General features: G+C 57.1%; 18 protein-coding genes and 4 tRNA genes. 18 read left to right on the top strand and 4 right to left on the bottom strand.

The features are described from left to right. The first annotated feature begins 93 nt into the window (after nucleotides 1-93). The 3 genes from pncC (at nucleotide 94) to recX (ending at nucleotide 2,331) form a co-directional block, all read left to right on the top strand. Nucleotides 94-582, top strand: coding sequence for a nicotinamide-nucleotide amidase (gene pncC / locus WCL58_RS15565; RefSeq protein WP_049272557.1), 489 nt, complete (start codon nucleotides 94-96; stop codon nucleotides 580-582). Nucleotides 583-693: 111 nt separating this feature from the next. Further along, complete coding sequence (gene recA / locus WCL58_RS15560) at nucleotides 694-1,758, top strand: recombinase RecA (protein WP_004932541.1); 1,065 nt, start codon at nucleotides 694-696, stop codon at nucleotides 1,756-1,758. A gap of 60 nt (nucleotides 1,759-1,818) precedes the next feature. Then, nucleotides 1,819-2,331 (top strand): recombination regulator RecX, encoded by a 513-nt coding sequence (gene recX / locus WCL58_RS15555; RefSeq protein ID WP_060440746.1) that lies wholly within the window; start codon nucleotides 1,819-1,821, stop codon nucleotides 2,329-2,331. A gap of 40 nt (nucleotides 2,332-2,371) precedes the next feature. Here the strand turns inward: recX and WCL58_RS15550 are convergent, their stop codons facing one another. Further along, nucleotides 2,372-2,515, bottom strand: coding sequence for a hypothetical protein (locus WCL58_RS15550; RefSeq protein WP_162091232.1), 144 nt, complete (start codon nucleotides 2,513-2,515; stop codon nucleotides 2,372-2,374). On the opposite strand from WCL58_RS15550, the gene alaS reads away from it, so the two are divergent. From alaS to luxS, 10 genes are all read left to right on the top strand, one after another. Next, on the top strand, nucleotides 2,465-5,092 hold the full coding sequence (gene alaS / locus WCL58_RS15545) for an alanine--tRNA ligase (RefSeq protein WP_336851348.1): 2,628 nt from the start codon (nucleotides 2,465-2,467) through the stop codon (nucleotides 5,090-5,092). The genes WCL58_RS15550 and alaS overlap by 51 nt on opposite strands. Before the next feature lie 252 nt (nucleotides 5,093-5,344). After that, nucleotides 5,345-5,530, top strand: coding sequence for a carbon storage regulator CsrA (gene csrA / locus WCL58_RS15540; protein ID WP_004091602.1), 186 nt, complete (start codon nucleotides 5,345-5,347; stop codon nucleotides 5,528-5,530). Nucleotides 5,531-5,841: 311 nt separating this feature from the next. Continuing rightward, a tRNA-Ser gene (locus WCL58_RS15535) sits at nucleotides 5,842-5,934 on the top strand. 3 nt (nucleotides 5,935-5,937) lie between these two features. Further along, a tRNA-Arg gene (locus WCL58_RS15530) sits at nucleotides 5,938-6,014 on the top strand. A gap of 58 nt (nucleotides 6,015-6,072) precedes the next feature. Beyond that, nucleotides 6,073-6,149, top strand: a tRNA-Arg gene (locus tag WCL58_RS15525). Nucleotides 6,150-6,201: 52 nt separating this feature from the next. Beyond that, nucleotides 6,202-6,278, top strand: a tRNA-Arg gene (locus tag WCL58_RS15520). A gap of 175 nt (nucleotides 6,279-6,453) precedes the next feature. After that, nucleotides 6,454-7,020 carry a fructose-1-phosphate/6-phosphogluconate phosphatase gene (gene yqaB / locus WCL58_RS15515; RefSeq protein WP_033637176.1) on the top strand — a complete coding sequence of 189 codons (567 nt, stop codon included), beginning with the start codon at nucleotides 6,454-6,456 and terminating at the stop codon, nucleotides 7,018-7,020. Further along, a complete protein-coding gene (locus WCL58_RS15510; RefSeq protein ID WP_004932520.1) occupies nucleotides 7,017-7,445 on the top strand; it encodes a YqaA family protein in 429 nt (142 codons plus the stop codon). The genes yqaB and WCL58_RS15510 overlap by 4 nt, the downstream gene beginning before the upstream one ends. A gap of 82 nt (nucleotides 7,446-7,527) precedes the next feature. Then, entirely contained in the window at nucleotides 7,528-9,090 is a 1,563-nt protein-coding gene (gene gshA, locus WCL58_RS15505) for a glutamate--cysteine ligase (protein WP_049273626.1), read from the top strand. A 166-nt stretch (nucleotides 9,091-9,256) separates the two neighbouring features. After that, a complete protein-coding gene (gene luxS, locus WCL58_RS15500; protein WP_019455133.1) occupies nucleotides 9,257-9,772 on the top strand; it encodes an S-ribosylhomocysteine lyase in 516 nt (171 codons plus the stop codon). Between the two features lie 66 nt (nucleotides 9,773-9,838). Here luxS and WCL58_RS15495 read toward each other — a convergent pair whose 3' ends face one another. Beyond that, nucleotides 9,839-11,128 (bottom strand): HlyC/CorC family transporter, encoded by a 1,290-nt coding sequence (locus tag WCL58_RS15495; protein WP_038871814.1) that lies wholly within the window; start codon nucleotides 11,126-11,128, stop codon nucleotides 9,839-9,841. Between the two features lie 42 nt (nucleotides 11,129-11,170). Further along, nucleotides 11,171-11,962 carry a cytochrome C assembly family protein gene (locus WCL58_RS15490; protein WP_004932506.1) on the bottom strand — a complete coding sequence of 264 codons (792 nt, stop codon included), beginning with the start codon at nucleotides 11,960-11,962 and terminating at the stop codon, nucleotides 11,171-11,173. A gap of 169 nt (nucleotides 11,963-12,131) precedes the next feature. Here WCL58_RS15490 and ffh point away from each other — a divergent pair, with 169 nt between their 5' ends. The 5 genes from ffh to rplS all read left to right on the top strand — a co-directional run bounded on the left by ffh (nucleotide 12,132) and on the right by rplS (nucleotide 15,748). Further along, nucleotides 12,132-13,493, top strand: a complete 1,362-nt coding sequence (ffh, locus tag WCL58_RS15485) for a signal recognition particle protein (protein ID WP_004932504.1) — start codon at nucleotides 12,132-12,134, stop codon at nucleotides 13,491-13,493. Nucleotides 13,494-13,707: 214 nt separating this feature from the next. Next, nucleotides 13,708-13,956 (top strand): 30S ribosomal protein S16, encoded by a 249-nt coding sequence (rpsP, locus tag WCL58_RS15480; RefSeq protein ID WP_004932501.1) that lies wholly within the window; start codon nucleotides 13,708-13,710, stop codon nucleotides 13,954-13,956. An 18-nt stretch (nucleotides 13,957-13,974) separates the two neighbouring features. After that, nucleotides 13,975-14,523 (top strand): ribosome maturation factor RimM, encoded by a 549-nt coding sequence (gene rimM, locus WCL58_RS15475; RefSeq protein WP_019455135.1) that lies wholly within the window; start codon nucleotides 13,975-13,977, stop codon nucleotides 14,521-14,523. Between the two features lie 52 nt (nucleotides 14,524-14,575). Then, nucleotides 14,576-15,343 carry a tRNA (guanosine(37)-N1)-methyltransferase TrmD gene (gene trmD, locus WCL58_RS15470; protein WP_004932485.1) on the top strand — a complete coding sequence of 256 codons (768 nt, stop codon included), beginning with the start codon at nucleotides 14,576-14,578 and terminating at the stop codon, nucleotides 15,341-15,343. A gap of 48 nt (nucleotides 15,344-15,391) precedes the next feature. Then, the gene (gene rplS, locus WCL58_RS15465) at nucleotides 15,392-15,748 is read left to right on the top strand and encodes a 50S ribosomal protein L19 (protein WP_015376707.1); all 357 of its coding nucleotides are present in this window, start codon (nucleotides 15,392-15,394) and stop codon (nucleotides 15,746-15,748) included. Nucleotides 15,749-15,890: 142 nt separating this feature from the next. Here rplS and WCL58_RS15460 read toward each other — a convergent pair whose 3' ends face one another. After that, entirely contained in the window at nucleotides 15,891-16,118 is a 228-nt protein-coding gene (locus tag WCL58_RS15460; RefSeq protein ID WP_016929021.1) for an ogr/Delta-like zinc finger family protein, read from the bottom strand. Nucleotides 16,119-16,143: the final 25 nt, after the last annotated feature.

Here is a 16,143-nt window from a genome sequence, read left to right as displayed (position 1 = left end):
CGAGGCGCTGCGCATTTCCACGCGTCGGCCGCCGCATCGCCTTGATAAATGCTACTATCGGGCGCATATACCTGAATTCGCGAGGGAGAGGTTATGAGTGAAAACCAACTGCGCCGGCTCAGCGTGCTGGTGGGGGAAAAACTGAAGGCACAGGGCCGCTGGATCACCTGTGCGGAATCCTGCACCGGCGGCGGTATTGCCAAGGCCATTACCGATATCGCCGGCAGCTCCGCCTATTTCGATCGCGGTTTCGTCACCTACAGCAATGCGGCGAAGCATGACCTGCTAGGGGTGCGCGAAGCCACGTTGGCGGCGCACGGCGCGGTCAGCGAAGAGGTGGTGCGTGAGATGGCGATAGGGGCGCTGCGGGCGGCGCAGGCCGATCTGGCGCTATCGGTGAGCGGCATCGCCGGCCCGGACGGCGGCAGCGCGGAAAAGCCGGTCGGTACCGTGTGGTTCGGCTTCGCCGGCAGCGATGGCCGGGGGCTGTCGCGTAAGATGCAATTCGAGGGCGACCGCGACGCGGTGCGGCTGCAGGCGACGATTTTCGCGCTGCAAACCGCCATCGATGAATTTTTGTAAATTAGGCTTGATACTGTATGACCATACAGTATAATTAGTGACATTTCCTGCACAACATACATTCAGTGGCAGTGTGGGGTAACACCGGCATTGCGAAACGAAGGAGCAAAAATGGCTATTGATGAGAACAAGCAAAAGGCGTTAGCTGCGGCACTGGGCCAGATTGAGAAACAGTTCGGCAAAGGCTCCATCATGCGCCTGGGTGAAGACCGCTCCATGGACGTGGAAACGATCTCCACCGGCTCACTGTCACTCGATATCGCTCTGGGCGCCGGCGGCCTGCCGATGGGCCGTATCGTCGAAATCTACGGCCCGGAATCCTCTGGTAAAACTACCCTGACGCTGCAGGTGATCGCCGCTGCGCAGCGCGAAGGCAAAACCTGTGCGTTCATCGATGCCGAGCACGCGCTGGATCCTATCTATGCGAAAAAGCTGGGCGTCGATATCGACAACCTGCTGTGCTCCCAGCCGGACACCGGCGAGCAGGCGCTGGAAATCTGTGATGCGCTGACTCGCTCCGGCGCGGTTGACGTTATCATCGTCGACTCCGTGGCGGCGCTGACGCCGAAGGCGGAAATCGAAGGTGAAATCGGCGATTCGCACATGGGCCTGGCGGCACGCATGATGAGCCAGGCGATGCGTAAGCTGGCCGGCAACCTGAAAAACGCCAATACCCTGCTGATCTTCATCAACCAGATCCGTATGAAAATTGGTGTGATGTTCGGCAACCCGGAAACCACGACCGGCGGTAACGCCCTGAAGTTCTACGCTTCGGTGCGTCTGGATATCCGCCGCATCGGCGCCATTAAAGAGGGCGACGAAGTGGTGGGCAGCGAAACCCGCGTGAAAGTGGTGAAGAACAAAATCGCTGCGCCGTTCAAGCAGGCTGAGTTCCAAATCATGTACGGCGAAGGCATCAACAGCCGTGGCGAGCTGGTCGATCTGGGCGTGAAGCACAAGATGATCGAAAAAGCCGGCGCCTGGTACAGCTATAACGGCGAGAAGATCGGTCAGGGCAAGGCGAATGCCTGTAACTTCCTGAAAGAAAACCCGGCTATCGCCGCTGAGCTGGATAAGAAGCTGCGTGACCTGCTGCTGCACAGCGGCGGTGAACTGGTGGCCGCTTCCGGTGACGATTTCGAAGACGACGAAGCGGAAACCAGCGAGCAGTTCTAATCGCTGAAGATATTCGCCGCCGTTTGTGTGGCGCATATCCCATAAATTCAGGTTTGAATGATGAATGACTTGCTAAGCCGCGCCATGCGCCTGCTGTCGCAACGCGATCATAGTGAAGCTGAACTGCGCCGCAAACTTGCGGCGCAGCCGTTTGTGGCGAAAGCCCGTTTTGGCGGCAGGGGGCCACATGCGCCGGCATCATCGCCGGGGGCTGAAGAGCCGGTGGATCCTGCGCTGATCGAGCAGGTTATTGCCTACTGTTACCAGCATAATTGGCTAGACGATAAGCGTTTCGCTCACAGCTACATCGGCAGCCGCAGCCGCAAAGGTTACGGTGCGCAGCGTATCCGCAGTGAACTGATGCAAAAGGGCGTCGACAAAGCGCTGGTGCAGGACGCGCTGGCAGAATGCGACATCGACTGGTGTGAACAGGCGAAACAGGTGGCGCAGCGAAAATTTGGCGATGCGTTGCCAACCGATTGGAAAGAGAAAGCCAAAGTGCAGCGCTATCTGCTCTATCGCGGCTTCTTCCAGGAAGAAATTCAGTCAATTTACCGTGATTTTGCGCAATGAGCGCACACGGGGTTTTACTTCCCTCTGAAGAAAATTTATCTTATCCCCACTTTTTGTTCGTGAGCTGGTTGTCATCGTCGGGATGACGCGTCACCGGCTCACGTGTCGTTATTCTAGCCTTTCCAGGAAAATTATGAGCAAGAGCACCGCTGAGATCCGTCAAGCGTTTCTCGATTTCTTTCATAGTAAGGGTCACCAGGTTGTAGCGAGCAGCTCCCTGGTGCCTAACAATGATCCGACATTGCTGTTTACCAATGCCGGCATGAACCAATTTAAGGATGTTTTCCTGGGGCTGGACAAACGCGCCTATTCCCGTGCCACCACCTCGCAGCGCTGCGTGCGCGCAGGCGGCAAGCACAATGACCTGGAAAACGTCGGCTATACCGCCCGTCACCACACCTTCTTTGAAATGCTGGGCAACTTCAGCTTCGGCGATTACTTCAAGCATGACGCGATCAGCTACGCGTGGGAACTGCTGACCGGTGAAAACTGGTTCAACCTGCCGAAAGAGCGACTGTGGGTCACCGTGTATGAAACCGATGACGAAGCGTTCGACATCTGGCAGAAGCAAATCGGCGTACCGGCCGAGCGCATTATTCGCATCGGCGACAACAAGGGCGCGCCTTTCGCTTCCGACAACTTCTGGCAGATGGGCGACACCGGCCCATGCGGCCCGTGCACCGAGATTTTCTACGATCACGGCGATCACATCTGGGGCGGCCCTCCTGGCAGCCCGGAAGAAGACGGCGACCGCTACATCGAGATCTGGAACATCGTTTTCATGCAGTTCAACCGCCAGTCCGACGGCACCATGCTGCCGCTGCCGAAACCTTCGGTGGATACCGGTATGGGCCTGGAGCGCATCGCGGCGGTGTTGCAGCATGTGAACTCCAACTACGAAATCGATCTGTTCCGTACCCTGATCGCCGCCGTGGCAAAAGTGACCGGTGCAACCGATCTGGACAACAAATCCCTGCGCGTTATCGCCGACCACATCCGTTCCTGCGCCTTCCTGGTGTCGGATGGCGTGATCCCGTCTAACGAAAACCGCGGCTACGTGCTGCGCCGCATCATTCGTCGCGCGATCCGCCATGGCAACATGCTGGGCGCGAAAGACACCTTCTTCTACAAGCTGGTGGCGCCACTGATCGAAGTGATGGGCCCGGCGGCCGACGAACTGAAACGCCAGCAATCGTTGGTGGAGCAGGTGCTGAAAACCGAAGAGGAGCAGTTTGCCCGCACGCTGGAGCGTGGCCTGGCGCTGTTGGACGAAGAGCTGGCCAAGCTGCAGGGCGATACCCTGGACGGCGAAACCGCTTTCCGTTTGTACGATACCTACGGCTTCCCGGTCGATCTGACCGCTGACGTCTGCCGCGAGCGCGGTCTGAAAGTCGATGAAGCGGGCTTTGAAGAAGCGATGGAAGCGCAGCGCTGCCGTGCGCGCGAATCCAGCGGTTTCGGCGCCGACTACAACAGCCTGATCCGCGTGGACGGCAGCAGCCAGTTCAGCGGTTACGATCACGACGAGCAGCAGGCAACTGTCATCGCGCTGTTCCGCGACGGCCAGCCGGTCGATCGGATCAACGCCGGCGAAGAGGCGGTGGTAGTGCTGGATGAGACGCCGTTCTACGGTGAATCCGGCGGCCAGGTCGGCGATAAAGGCGTGCTGAAAGCCGCCGGCGTAGAGTTTGTGGTCAACGACACCCAGAAATACGGCCAGGCTATCGGCCACCAGGGCAAACTGGCGCAGGGCTCGCTGAAGCTGAACGATCGCCTGGATGCGCAGATCGACGCTGAGCGCCGCAACAGCATCCGTCTTAACCACTCCGCGACTCACTTGCTGCACGCCGCGCTGCGCCAAACGTTGGGTGACCACGTCGCGCAGAAAGGCTCGCTGGTTAACGACAAATATCTGCGTTTCGACTTCTCGCACTTCGAAGCGATGAAGCCGGAGCAAATCCGCGCGGTGGAAGATCTGGTGAACCAGCAGGTGCGTCGTAACCTGCCGGTACAGACCGAGCTGATGGCGTTGGAAGATGCCAAAGAGAAGGGCGCGATGGCGCTGTTTGGCGAGAAGTACGATGACAACGTGCGCGTACTGACCATGGGCGACTTCTCCACCGAGCTGTGTGGCGGTACTCATGCCAGCCGCACCGGCGATATTGGCCTGTTCCGTATTCTGAGCGAGTCGGGCACCGCGGCGGGCATCCGTCGTATTGAAGCGGTGACCGGCGCAGGCGCTATCGCCACGCTGCACCAGCAAAGCGATTTGTTGCAAGACGTTGCGCAGCTGGTTAAGGGCGACAGCAACACCCTGACCGATAAAGTGCGCTCGGTGCTCGATCGCACCCGCGCGCTGGAAAAAGAACTGCAGCAGTTGAAAGATCAGCAGGCGGCGCAGGAAAGCGCGTCGCTGTCCAGCCAGGCAAAAGTGGTTAACGGCGTGAAGCTGTTGGTCAGCCAGTTGGACAATGTCGAAGCCAAAATGCTGCGCACCATGGTGGATGACCTGAAAAATCAATTGGGTTCAGCCATCATCGTGTTGGCAACGACGGCTGATGACAAAGTCAGCCTGGTTGCAGGCGTGACCAAGGATCTGACTGACCGCGTGAAAGCCGGCGAGTTGATTGGCAACGTGGCGCAGCAGGTAGGCGGCAAGGGCGGTGGTCGCCCTGATATGGCGATGGCGGGGGGGACGGATATCAACGCCCTGCCAGCGGCGTTAAACAGCGTAGAAGCCTGGGTGGCCTCGAAGCTGTGAACATAAATAAATAGCACGCACAAACGCCATAATACTTTGTTGATTATGGCGTTTTCATACTGTGCTAACACAATTTAGTTACAATTGCGGGAACAAAGTTTTTCAGGTCGGCTAAACTTACCATTATCTGAGGTGGGACCAAGTCTGCTTACACTTATTGTGGGTTGCGCGGCTTACGTTTTCACCACATATGATGGATAATGACGGGGAAACTGAGAGACCCGACTCTTTTAATCTTTCAAGGAGCAAAGAATGTTAATTCTGACTCGTCGAGTTGGTGAAACCCTCATGATTGGCGATGAGGTTACGGTCACTGTGCTAGGGGTAAAAGGCAACCAGGTGCGTATTGGTGTGAACGCCCCCAAAGAGGTTTCGGTTCACCGTGAAGAAATCTATCAGCGCATTCAGGCAGAGAAGTCTCAGCAGACGACTTACTGATTCCGAAGCAGCGTCTCGTTGCCAGACGAGACGCTACTGCATCGTTTTACCCACTTCTTTCGTTCTTCCCCTCTCTTTTTCGCGATTATTTTCCCGGTTAGTTTTCTGCTTTGTTGCTACAGACGCTGCGGTTGCCTGTTGATAAAACGCCCTTTTTGCCGTGAAATCGCCCATGTTGGGTGCGAATTGTGCAAACGCGCATGAGTTGGGAAAAATTGTTTGACTTAAAAGTCGGAGAAAGTAATATGTGCGCCACGCAGTGCCGATGAGCTTCTCTAAAGCAAGTTAGGCACAATTCGAAAGAAGCGTATGGTGAGGTGGCCGAGAGGCTGAAGGCGCTCCCCTGCTAAGGGAGTATGCGGTCAAAAGCTGCATCCGGGGTTCGAATCCCCGCCTCACCGCCATTTGCATCCGTAGCTCAGCTGGATAGAGTACTCGGCTACGAACCGAGCGGTCGGAGGTTCGAATCCTCCCGGATGCACCATATTAGCCGTATGGTAGAGTTGGGAACAAAGTACCATAGGGTATCAAAGAATTACTGTGCATCCGTAGCTCAGCTGGATAGAGTACTCGGCTACGAACCGAGCGGTCGGAGGTTCGAATCCTCCCGGATGCACCATTCTTTAAGTCTGGCTTCATTAGCGAAGCAGGCAAGCAGTAAAAATAGTAATGCATCCGTAGCTCAGCTGGATAGAGTACTCGGCTACGAACCGAGCGGTCGGAGGTTCGAATCCTCCCGGATGCACCATCTAAGAGAAACCCGCTTCGGCGGGTTTTTCGCTTTTCAGCATTTAGCCATTCTCTCTCCCCCGTCCTCCTTTGCGCCCGATCGGGCACAGCACATTCCGTTATGACGCAGTCAGCGACAACCCAACGGCTTTACGCTAAAGTAGTTTTCTTTCCTCAACGATCATGGAGTAACGATGTACGACCGCTATCAGGGTCTTATTTTCGACATGGACGGCACGATTCTGGACACCGAGCCAACGCACCGCAAAGCGTGGCGTGAAGTGCTGTCCCGTTATGGCATGACGTTTGATGAAGCGGCCATGGTGGCGCTGAGCGGTTCACCGACCTGGCGCATCGCCCAGGCGATTATCGCCAGCCATCAGGCCGATCTCGATCCCCATCACCTGGCCGCGGAGAAAACCCGCGCGGTGGAGGCGATGCTGTTGGACAGCGTGCGCCCATTGCCGCTGATCGAGGTGGTGAAGTCCTATCATGGCCGCCGTCCGATGGCGGTCGGTACCGGCAGTGAGCACCGCATGGCGGAAATGCTGCTGCGTCATCTTGGCCTGTTCAACTGCTTCGACGCGATCGTCGGTGCGGACGACGTGCAGCGCCACAAACCGGAGCCGGACACCTTCTTGCGCTGTGCCGAACTGATCGGCGTGCCGCCGGAAAAATGCGTGGTGTTTGAAGACGCCGATTTTGGCATTCAAGCGGCGAAAAGTGCCGGTATGGCTGTGGTAGACGTCCGCACGCTGTGAGTAGTACGCTAGCCGTAATATCGTTATTTGGCAGTAGCTTCCTCAGTGCGACGCTGCTGCCGGGAAATTCAGAAATCGTTCTGGTCGCCTTGCTGACCCAGAGTCGCGTCTCGCCGGAGTTGCTGGTGCTGGCCGCGACCCTGGGCAATACGCTGGGTGGCTTGACCAATGTCATTATCGGGCGCCTGTTACCGGCGTTGAAACCACAGCGGGGGCTGGCAACGGCGCTCGGGTGGCTGCAACGCTTCGGCCCGGCTGCGCTGCTGCTCAGCTGGGTGCCGGTGGTGGGCGATTTGTTGTGCGTGTTGGCAGGTTGGCTGCGCATGCCCTGGGGCTCTGTCGCGCTGTTTCTGTGTATCGGAAAGGCGCTGCGTTACATCGTTTTGGCTATGATAACGGTACAGGGCATCGCCTGGTGGCAGTAACCAAGTGAATATAACTCAATATTCTCTCGGGTGCGGATTCAGTATGCTTACGAGTTATTGTTTTTAGAAGCGGGAGGTCAATTTGATCCCGGACGTATCACAGGCGCTTTCTTGGTTGGAAGCCCATCCCCAGGCATTAAAAGGTATTCGTCGTGGCATCGAGCGTGAAACGCTGCGGGTCACGCCGAACGGCACCTTGGCGACCACCGGGCACCCGGAAAAGCTGGGCGCGGCATTGACGCACCACTGGATCACCACGGATTTCGCCGAAGCGCTGTTAGAGTTCATTACGCCGGTTGATGACAACATCGATCACCTGCTGACGTTCCTGCGCGATATTCATCGTTACGTGGCGCGCAATATCGGCGATGAGCGCATGTGGCCGCTCAGCATGCCGTGCTTTATTGAAGCCGAGCAGGATATCGAGCTGGCGCAGTTCGGTTCGTCGAACATTGGCCGCATGAAGACGCTGTACCGCGAAGGGCTGAAGAATCGCTACGGCGCGCTGATGCAGACCATTTCCGGCGTGCACTACAACTTCTCGCTGCCGCTGGAGTTTTGGCAGGCCTGGGCCGGCGTGCAGGACGCAGAAAGCGGTAAAGAGCAGATCTCGGCGGGGTATTTCCGCCTGATCCGCAACTATTACCGTTTCGGTTGGGTGATCCCGTATCTGTTCGGCGCATCGCCGGCCATTTGTTCTTCGTTCCTCAAGGGGCGTGAGACCAATCTGCCGTTCGAGCGCACCGAGCAGGGGATGTGCTACCTGCCGTACGCCACCTCGCTGCGTCTGAGCGACCTGGGTTACACCAACAAGTCGCAGAGCAATTTGGGCATCACCTTCAACGATCTGCACAGCTATGTGGCCGGTCTGAAGCGGGCGATCGCGACGCCGTCCGAAGAGTTCGCCAAGCTGGGCGTGAAAGAGGGCGATCGCTACCTGCAGCTGAACAGCAACGTGCTGCAAATCGAGAACGAGCTGTATGCGCCGATCCGGCCGAAGCGCGTGACCCAAAGCGGCGAGACGCCGTCGGACGCGCTGCTGCGCGGCGGCATCGAATATATCGAAGTGCGTTCGCTGGATATCAACCCGTTCTCGCCAATCGGCGTGGACGCGGTGCAGGCGCGTTTCCTGGATCTGTTCCTGGTGTGGTGCGCGCTGGCCGATGCGCCGGAGATGAGCAGCGATGAACTGCTGTGCACGCGCAAGAACTGGAACCGGGTGATTCTGGAAGGGCGCAAGCCGGGCCAGACCATCGGCATCGGCTGTGGCGCCAGCCATGAACCGCTCGAAAAAGTGGGTAAGGCGCTGTTCGCCGATCTGCGTCGGGTGGCGGAAGTGTTGGACGGCGAAGCCGGCAACCGTCAATACCAGCAGGTGTGTGATGAGCTGGTTGCCGCGTTCGACGATCCTGAGTTGACCTTCTCTGCGCGCATTCTGAAGGCGATGAAGGCGGAAGGCACTGGGCGCGTCGGGTTGCAGCTGGCGGAGCAGTATCGTAAGACGTTGCTGGAAGAGCCGTTGGAAATCCTGAACGAAGCCGAGCTGGATAAAGAGCGGGAAGCCTCGTGGCAGCGCCAACGCGACATAGAAGCCAATGATACGCTAAGCTTTGAAGCGTTCCTGAAGCAAAACGGCGGAAGCTGAAAAAGAAAAAGGCCACATCAATGTGGCCAAATATGCATCTCTGATGACAGGGATGATGATAACAAATGCGCGTCTTTCACATACTCAGACTCGCAGGGTTGGAAAAGGTTTCCCGGTTAGGAAAAAAAGTTTCGAAATAAATGCTCTTTTACGAGGAGGTAGCGAAATGCCATTGCTGGATAGCTTTACCGTCGATCATACCCGTATGGCAGCTCCGGCTGTCCGCGTTGCGAAAACCATGAAAACGCCTCATGGCGATACCATCACGGTGTTTGATCTGCGCTTTTGCCGCCCGAACCTGGAAGTGATGCCCGAGCGCGGCATTCACACGCTGGAGCACCTGTTCGCCGGCTTTATGCGTGACCACCTGAACGGCCAGGGCGTGGAGATTATCGACATCTCCCCGATGGGCTGTCGTACCGGTTTCTACATGAGCCTGATCGGCGTGCCGGAAGAGCAGCGCGTAGCCGATGCGTGGAAAGCGGCGATGGCCGACGTGCTGAAAGTAACCGACCAGCGCAAAATCCCTGAGCTGAACGAATACCAGTGCGGCACTTACCATATGCACTCGCTGGAAGAAGCGCAGGAGATCGCCAAGCACATCCTGGATAACGACGTGGTGGTTAACCACAACGACGAGCTGGCGCTGCCGAAAGAGAAGCTGCAGGAACTGCATATCTAGCCGCGAGTTTCCCGCAGAGATAAAAAAAGACGCGATTTCGCGTCTTTTTTACTTTCAGACTGGCGGTCAGTGATGGCCGACGCTGGACTGCAGCGAGGTGATCGGCGTGACTCGCACCTGTTTGATCATGTTGCCCTGCACGTCGAGAATGTCGATATCGTAATGGCCGATACGCACCCGGGTGCCGGTTTCAGGGATCTCTTCCAGCTCTTCGAGCAGCATGCCGTTGACGGTGCGGGCCTCGCTGGCCGGCAGGGTCCAGTTGAAGGCCTTGTTCAGTTCGCGCACGTTGGCGGTACCGTCGATCAAGACCGAGCCATCGCTCTGCGGCGTGACCTCTTCCGCCAACGTTGGTGACATCGAGGTGGTGAAGTCGCCGACGATCTCTTCGAGAATGTCTTCTACCGTGACCAGGCCCTGAATGTCGCCGTACTCGTCGACCACGATGCCGACCTTCTCTTTGTTGCGCTGGAACTTCACCAGCTGCACGTTGAGCGGCGTGCCTTCAGGCACGAAGTAGATCTCATCGGCGGCGCGCAGCAGGTTCTCTTTGTTGAACTCTTTTTTCTCGGTCATCAGGCGGTAGGCTTCGCGCACGCGCAGCATGCCGATCGCGTCGTCCAGCGAGCTGCGATACAGCACGATGCGGCCGTGCGGCGAGTGGGTCAGCTGGCGCATGATCGACTTCCAGTCGTCGTTGACGTCGATGCCGACGATCTCGGTGCGCGGCACCATGATGTCGTTAACCGTCACCTTTTCCAGATCCAGCACCGAAATCAGCATGTCCTGGTTGCGTCGGGAGATTTGCGACTGGGATTCGCGCACGATAGTGCGCAGTTCATCCTTGCTGACGGCGTCGCTGATGCGCACGTTGGTGCGGATGCCGAACAGGCGCAAGGTCAGGCTGGTGATGCCGTTGAGCAGCCAGACCAGCGGGAACATCACCTTTTGCAATGGGGCCAGCAGGACGCTGCTGGGGAAGGCAATACGTTCCGGATAGAGGGCGGCGAAGGTCTTTGGCAGCACTTCGGCGAACAGCAGCACGGCGAAGGTCAGTATGCCGGTCGCGATCGCCACGCCGAGATCGCCATACAGCCGCATGCCGACGATGGTCGCCAGCGCCGAGGCGAGGATGTTGACCAGGTTGTTGCCGATCAGCACCAGGCCGATCAGCCGATCCGGTTTTTGCAGCAGCTTCTCCACCCGACGCGCCGAGCGGTTGCCCTGTTTGGACAGGTGACGCAGGCGATAACGGTTGAGCGTCATCATGCCGGTTTCGGAAGCGGAGAAGTAAGCGGAGACCACGATCATGATCACCAGGATAATGATGAGGGTCCCCGTCGACACATGCTCCAATGCAGTATTCCTTATAGAGAGGGAGAATTGAGCCGGGCTGGCTTAGCGCACCATCACCTGCTGAATCAGACGGCTGCCGAAGTAGGCGAGCGTCAGCAGGAAAGCGCCGGCGAAGCTGAACCAGACGACGCGGCGGCCGCGCCAGCCTTCATGGTAATGGCCCCACAACAGCACGATATACACGAACCAGGCCATGATCGACAGCACGGCTTTATGCACGTTCTCTTTGCTGAACAGATTATCCATGTACAGCAAGCCGGTGCACAGGGTGAGCGTCAGCAGCACCACGCCGATCTGGGTGATATGGAACATCTTGCGCTCGATGCTCATCAGCGGCGGCATGTCGGCGCTAAAGGTCAACTTCTTGTTTTTCAGAAGGTAATCGAGCCAGGCGAGCTGCAAGGCGTAGAGCGCGGCGATGATCAGGGTAGCGTAAGAGAACAGCGCCAGGCCGATATGCACCATCAGTTCCGGGCTGGCTTCCAGGTGAGTGATGAACTCGCCGGGCATGAAGCTGGCGAAGGCCAGGTTGATCATCGCGAAGCTGTAGACGATCGGCAGCAGGAACCAGCCGCGGTCGCGCGAGGCGACGAAGGTCATCACCGAGCAGATGATCAGGCTGACGATGGAGCCAATGTTCAGCAGGCTGAGATTCTGCCCGGCGCTGACGTCAAAGATGCGCTGCTGCAGCGCGATGGCATGGCAAATCAGCGCCACCACCGCCGAGACGAGGGCAAGCCGACGGTATGCGCTGTTCTTCCGCAACAAGCTGGGAATGATCAGTCCAAGGCTGAGCAGGTAGGCCATCAAAGCCACAATGGAGAAAACTGGCATAGCGTTTAATTTTGCTTCGGCGTGGTTAATTGGAGTGTCAGTATAACGTTGCGCGCGTTTCACTCCAACCTATCTCCAACGCTGAGGCAGAGATCCGCCGCGCTTCGTGTTATCATCGGCGCAATTGTGTCGCCGGAGCGGCCTGTCATTACACGTTGAGCATGAGACGATGTTTGAAAATTTAACCGATCGACTGTCGCGCACGTTGCGCAATATCAGCGGCCGCGGGCGGCTGACCGAAGAGAATATCAAGGAAACCCTGCGTGAAGTGCGCATGGCATTGCTGGAAGCGGACGTTGCGCTGCCGGTGGTGCGCGACTTCATCAACCGCGTCAAAGAGAGCGCGGTCGGCCATGAAGTCAACAAGAGCCTGACGCCGGGGCAGGAGTTCGTCAAGATCGTCAAAGGCGAGCTGATCGCCGCGATGGGCGAAGTCAACACCGAGCTGAATCTGGCGGCCCAGCCGCCGGCGGTGGTGCTGATGGCGGGCCTGCAGGGTGCCGGTAAAACCACCAGCGTCGGTAAACTCGGCAAATTCCTGAAAGAAAAACAGAAGAAGAAAGTGTTGGTGGTTTCCGCGGACGTTTATCGCCCGGCGGCGATCAAACAGCTGGAAACGCTGGCGGAAGGCGTCGGCATCGATTTCTTCCCGTCTGACGTCAAAGAAAAACCGATCGACATCGTCAATCGCGCGCTGCAACAGGCCAAGCTGAAGTTCTACGACGTACTGATCGTCGATACCGCCGGCCGTTTGCACGTTGACGAAGCGATGATGGACGAGATCAAACAGGTGCACGCGGCGATCAAGCCGGTGGAAACCCTGTTCGTGGTCGACGCCATGACCGGCCAGGACGCCGCCAATACCGCCAAGGCGTTTAACGAAGCGCTGCCGCTGACCGGCGTGGTGCTGACCAAGGTCGACGGCGACGCGCGCGGCGGTGCCGCGCTGTCCATCCGTCATATCACCGGCAAGCCGATCAAATTCCTCGGCGTGGGCGAGAAGACCGAAGCGCTGGAGCCGTTCTACCCGGATCGCGTGGCATCGCGCATCCTGGGCATGGGCGACGTGCTGTCGCTGATCGAAGATATCGAAAGCAAGGTCGACCGCGAGCAGGCGGAGAAGTTGGCCAACAAGCTGAAGAAGGGTGACGGTTTCGATCTGACCGACTTCCTGGAGCAGCTCAAGCAGATGCGCAACATGGGCGGCATGGCCAACATGCTGAGCAAGCTGCCGGGCGCCGGCCAGCTGCCGGACAACGTCAAGTCGCAGATGGACGATAAAGTGCTGGTGCGCATGGAGGCGATCATCAACTCGATGACGCTGAAAGAGCGCGCCAAACCGGAAATCATCAAGGGCTCGCGCAAGCGCCGCATCGCGATGGGGGCCGGCATGCAGGTGCAGGACGTCAACCGCTTGCTGAAGCAGTTCGACGAAATGCAACGTATGATGAAGAAGATGAAGAAAGGCGGTATGGCGAAGATGATGCGCGGCATGAAAGGTATGATGCCGCCGGGCTTCCCAGGCCGCTGATGGGCCTCCGCACGCCGAGTGCGGGCGCTTTCAGCATTCGCCGTTCGCGGTGAAAACCGCCCGAAATTTGACAGGCTGCAAAAGTTGTCCCCTGCGATCGACGCTTTAGATTGCTTTTTGCGCCAAAATGAGTAAAATTTTCGGGCTTTTTATATTGCAACCGGGCCCCGTCCCTCAATGGGGCCCGGCTGTTTTATTAACTAAAGAGGATGTTATGGTAACAATTCGTTTGGCACGTGGCGGCGCTAAAAAGCGTCCGTTCTATCAAGTAGTAGTGACCGACAGCCGCAACGCTCGTGATGGTCGTTTCATCGAGCGCGTAGGCTTCTTCAACCCGATCGCTTCCGGTCAGGCTGAAGCACTGCGTCTGGACCTGGACCGCATCGAGCACTGGGTTGGTCTGGGTGCAACCGTTTCTGATCGCGTTCACGCGCTGATCAAAGACGCTAAGAAAGCAGCTTAATCTGTCGCGGTGGTGGCAATGAGCAAGCAACTCAAACCGGTAGCGCCTAAGCAGCCGATTGTACTCGGTAAAATGGGGTCCGCTTACGGCATTCGTGGTTGGCTCAGAGTGTTTTCATCCACCGAGAACGCCGAAAGCATTTTTGACTATCAGCCGTGGTTTATCCAGCAGGCGGGTCAGTGGCAGCATATCGAGTTGGAAGACTGGAAGCGCCACAGTCAGGATCTGATCATCAAGGTCAAAGGCATTGACGATCGGGACGCGGCGAATCTGCTGACTAATCGCGAGATTATGGTGGATTCTGAGCAACTTCCTCCGCTGGAGGGTGACGATTACTACTGGAAAGACCTGATGGGCTGCCAGGTAGTCACCACCGCCGGCTACGAGCTGGGTAAAGTCATCGATATGATGGAAACCGGCTCGAACGATGTGATGGTTGTGAAAGCGAACCTGAAAGATGCGTTCGGCATGAAGGAGCGGTTGATTCCGTTTCTTCATGGGCAGGTTATCAAGAAAGTCGATCTCACTGCCCGCGTGATTGAGGCAGATTGGGATCCTGGTTTTTGACCCCCGGATCAAACGGTCGAAGCAAGTGGAATAACGGTAAGGGGATTGGCTTGTGTTCATCGGTATTGTAAGCCTGTTTCCTGAGATGTTCCGCGCTATCACCGATTACGGGGTGACTGGCCGGGCAGTAAAAAATGGCCTGCTGAGCGTGCAGTGTTGGAGTCCTCGCGACTTCACCTACGACCGGCATCGCACCGTGGACGATCGCCCTTATGGCGGCGGCCCGGGAATGCTGATGATGGTGCAACCTTTACGGGAAGCCATTCATGCGGCGAAAGCAGCGGCAGGCGAGGGAGCAAAGGTGATTTATCTGTCACCTCAGGGGCGCAAGCTGGATCAAACCGGCGTATGCGAACTGGCGGCCAATCAGAAGATGATTCTGGTGTGCGGCCGTTACGAAGGGATAGATGAGCGCGTAATCCAAACCGAAATTGACGAAGAGTGGTCAATCGGCGATTACGTTCTCAGCGGCGGGGAACTGCCGGCGATGACCCTGATTGATTCAGTCGCCCGTTTCATACCGGGTGTGCTGGGCCATCAGGCCTCAGCGGAGGAAGACTCCTTCGCCGACGGATTGCTGGACTGCCCGCACTATACCCGCCCAGAGGTGTTGGAAGGGATGGAAGTACCGCCGGTTCTACTGTCGGGCAACCATGCCGAGATACGTCGCTGGCGCTTAAAGCAGTCGCTGGGCCGAACCTGGCTTAGAAGACCTGAACTTCTAGAAAGCCTAGCTCTGACTGACGAGCAAGCGGTGTTGCTGGCTGAGTTCCAACGGGAACATCAGGCCAGGCAACAGGACTATGAAGGAAACGTCTGACATCAGACGGGACCGATATATCAGTTTACCTAGGGTAAGAGACATATTATGAGCAACATTATTAAGCAACTTGAACAAGAGCAGATGAAACAAGACGTACCTGCATTCCGTCCGGGTGATTCCGTGGAAGTGAAGGTATGGGTCGTTGAAGGTAGCAAAAAACGTCTGCAGGCATTCGAGGGCGTGGTTATCGCTATCCGTAACCGCGGTCTGCACTCTGCATTCACTGTTCGTAAGATTTCCAACGGCGAAGGTGTTGAGCGCGTATTCCAGACTCACTCCCCAGTAATCGACAGCATTACTGTTAAACGTCGTGGTGCCGTTCGTAAAGCTAAACTGTACTACCTGCGTGAACGTACTGGTAAGGCTGCTCGTATCAAAGAGCGTCTGAACCGCGTTAACTAACGCTGCATCCAAAAGTTAATAGTTATCAGGGGTTGGCCTATGCCAACCCCTTTTTTTATCTGAAAATCCGGCTGCGTTGCATTTGCGAGATTTGGCCACGTTGTAGCGACATTAAAAAGCCTGCATCAGCAGGCTTTTTGCATTACAGCGCGGCGGCGCTTTGTTTATGCTGATTCTCCGGCGGGTGCGGCTGCGCCGGGACAATGTCATCGCCGGGCTTGACGATCACCCGTGCAACGGATTCGTGCGTGGCGAACGTGCAGCTGCAGTTGATGTTGCGGCATTGATGGTAACGCTCTTTGGTCGACTCGCTCAGATAGCGACTGGAGCGAGTGTGGGCCACGTGACCGCATAGTGGACAGTGCATCATAAGAACCCCCCTTGAACAAATTAAG

This window comes from Serratia sp. TMDUHS_CL, assembly GCF_037137105.1.
GTDB lineage: Bacteria > Pseudomonadota > Gammaproteobacteria > Enterobacterales > Enterobacteriaceae > Serratia > Serratia nevei.
Note: the sequence above shows the minus strand (reverse complement) of the source record. Positions and strands in the feature narration are given on the sequence as shown.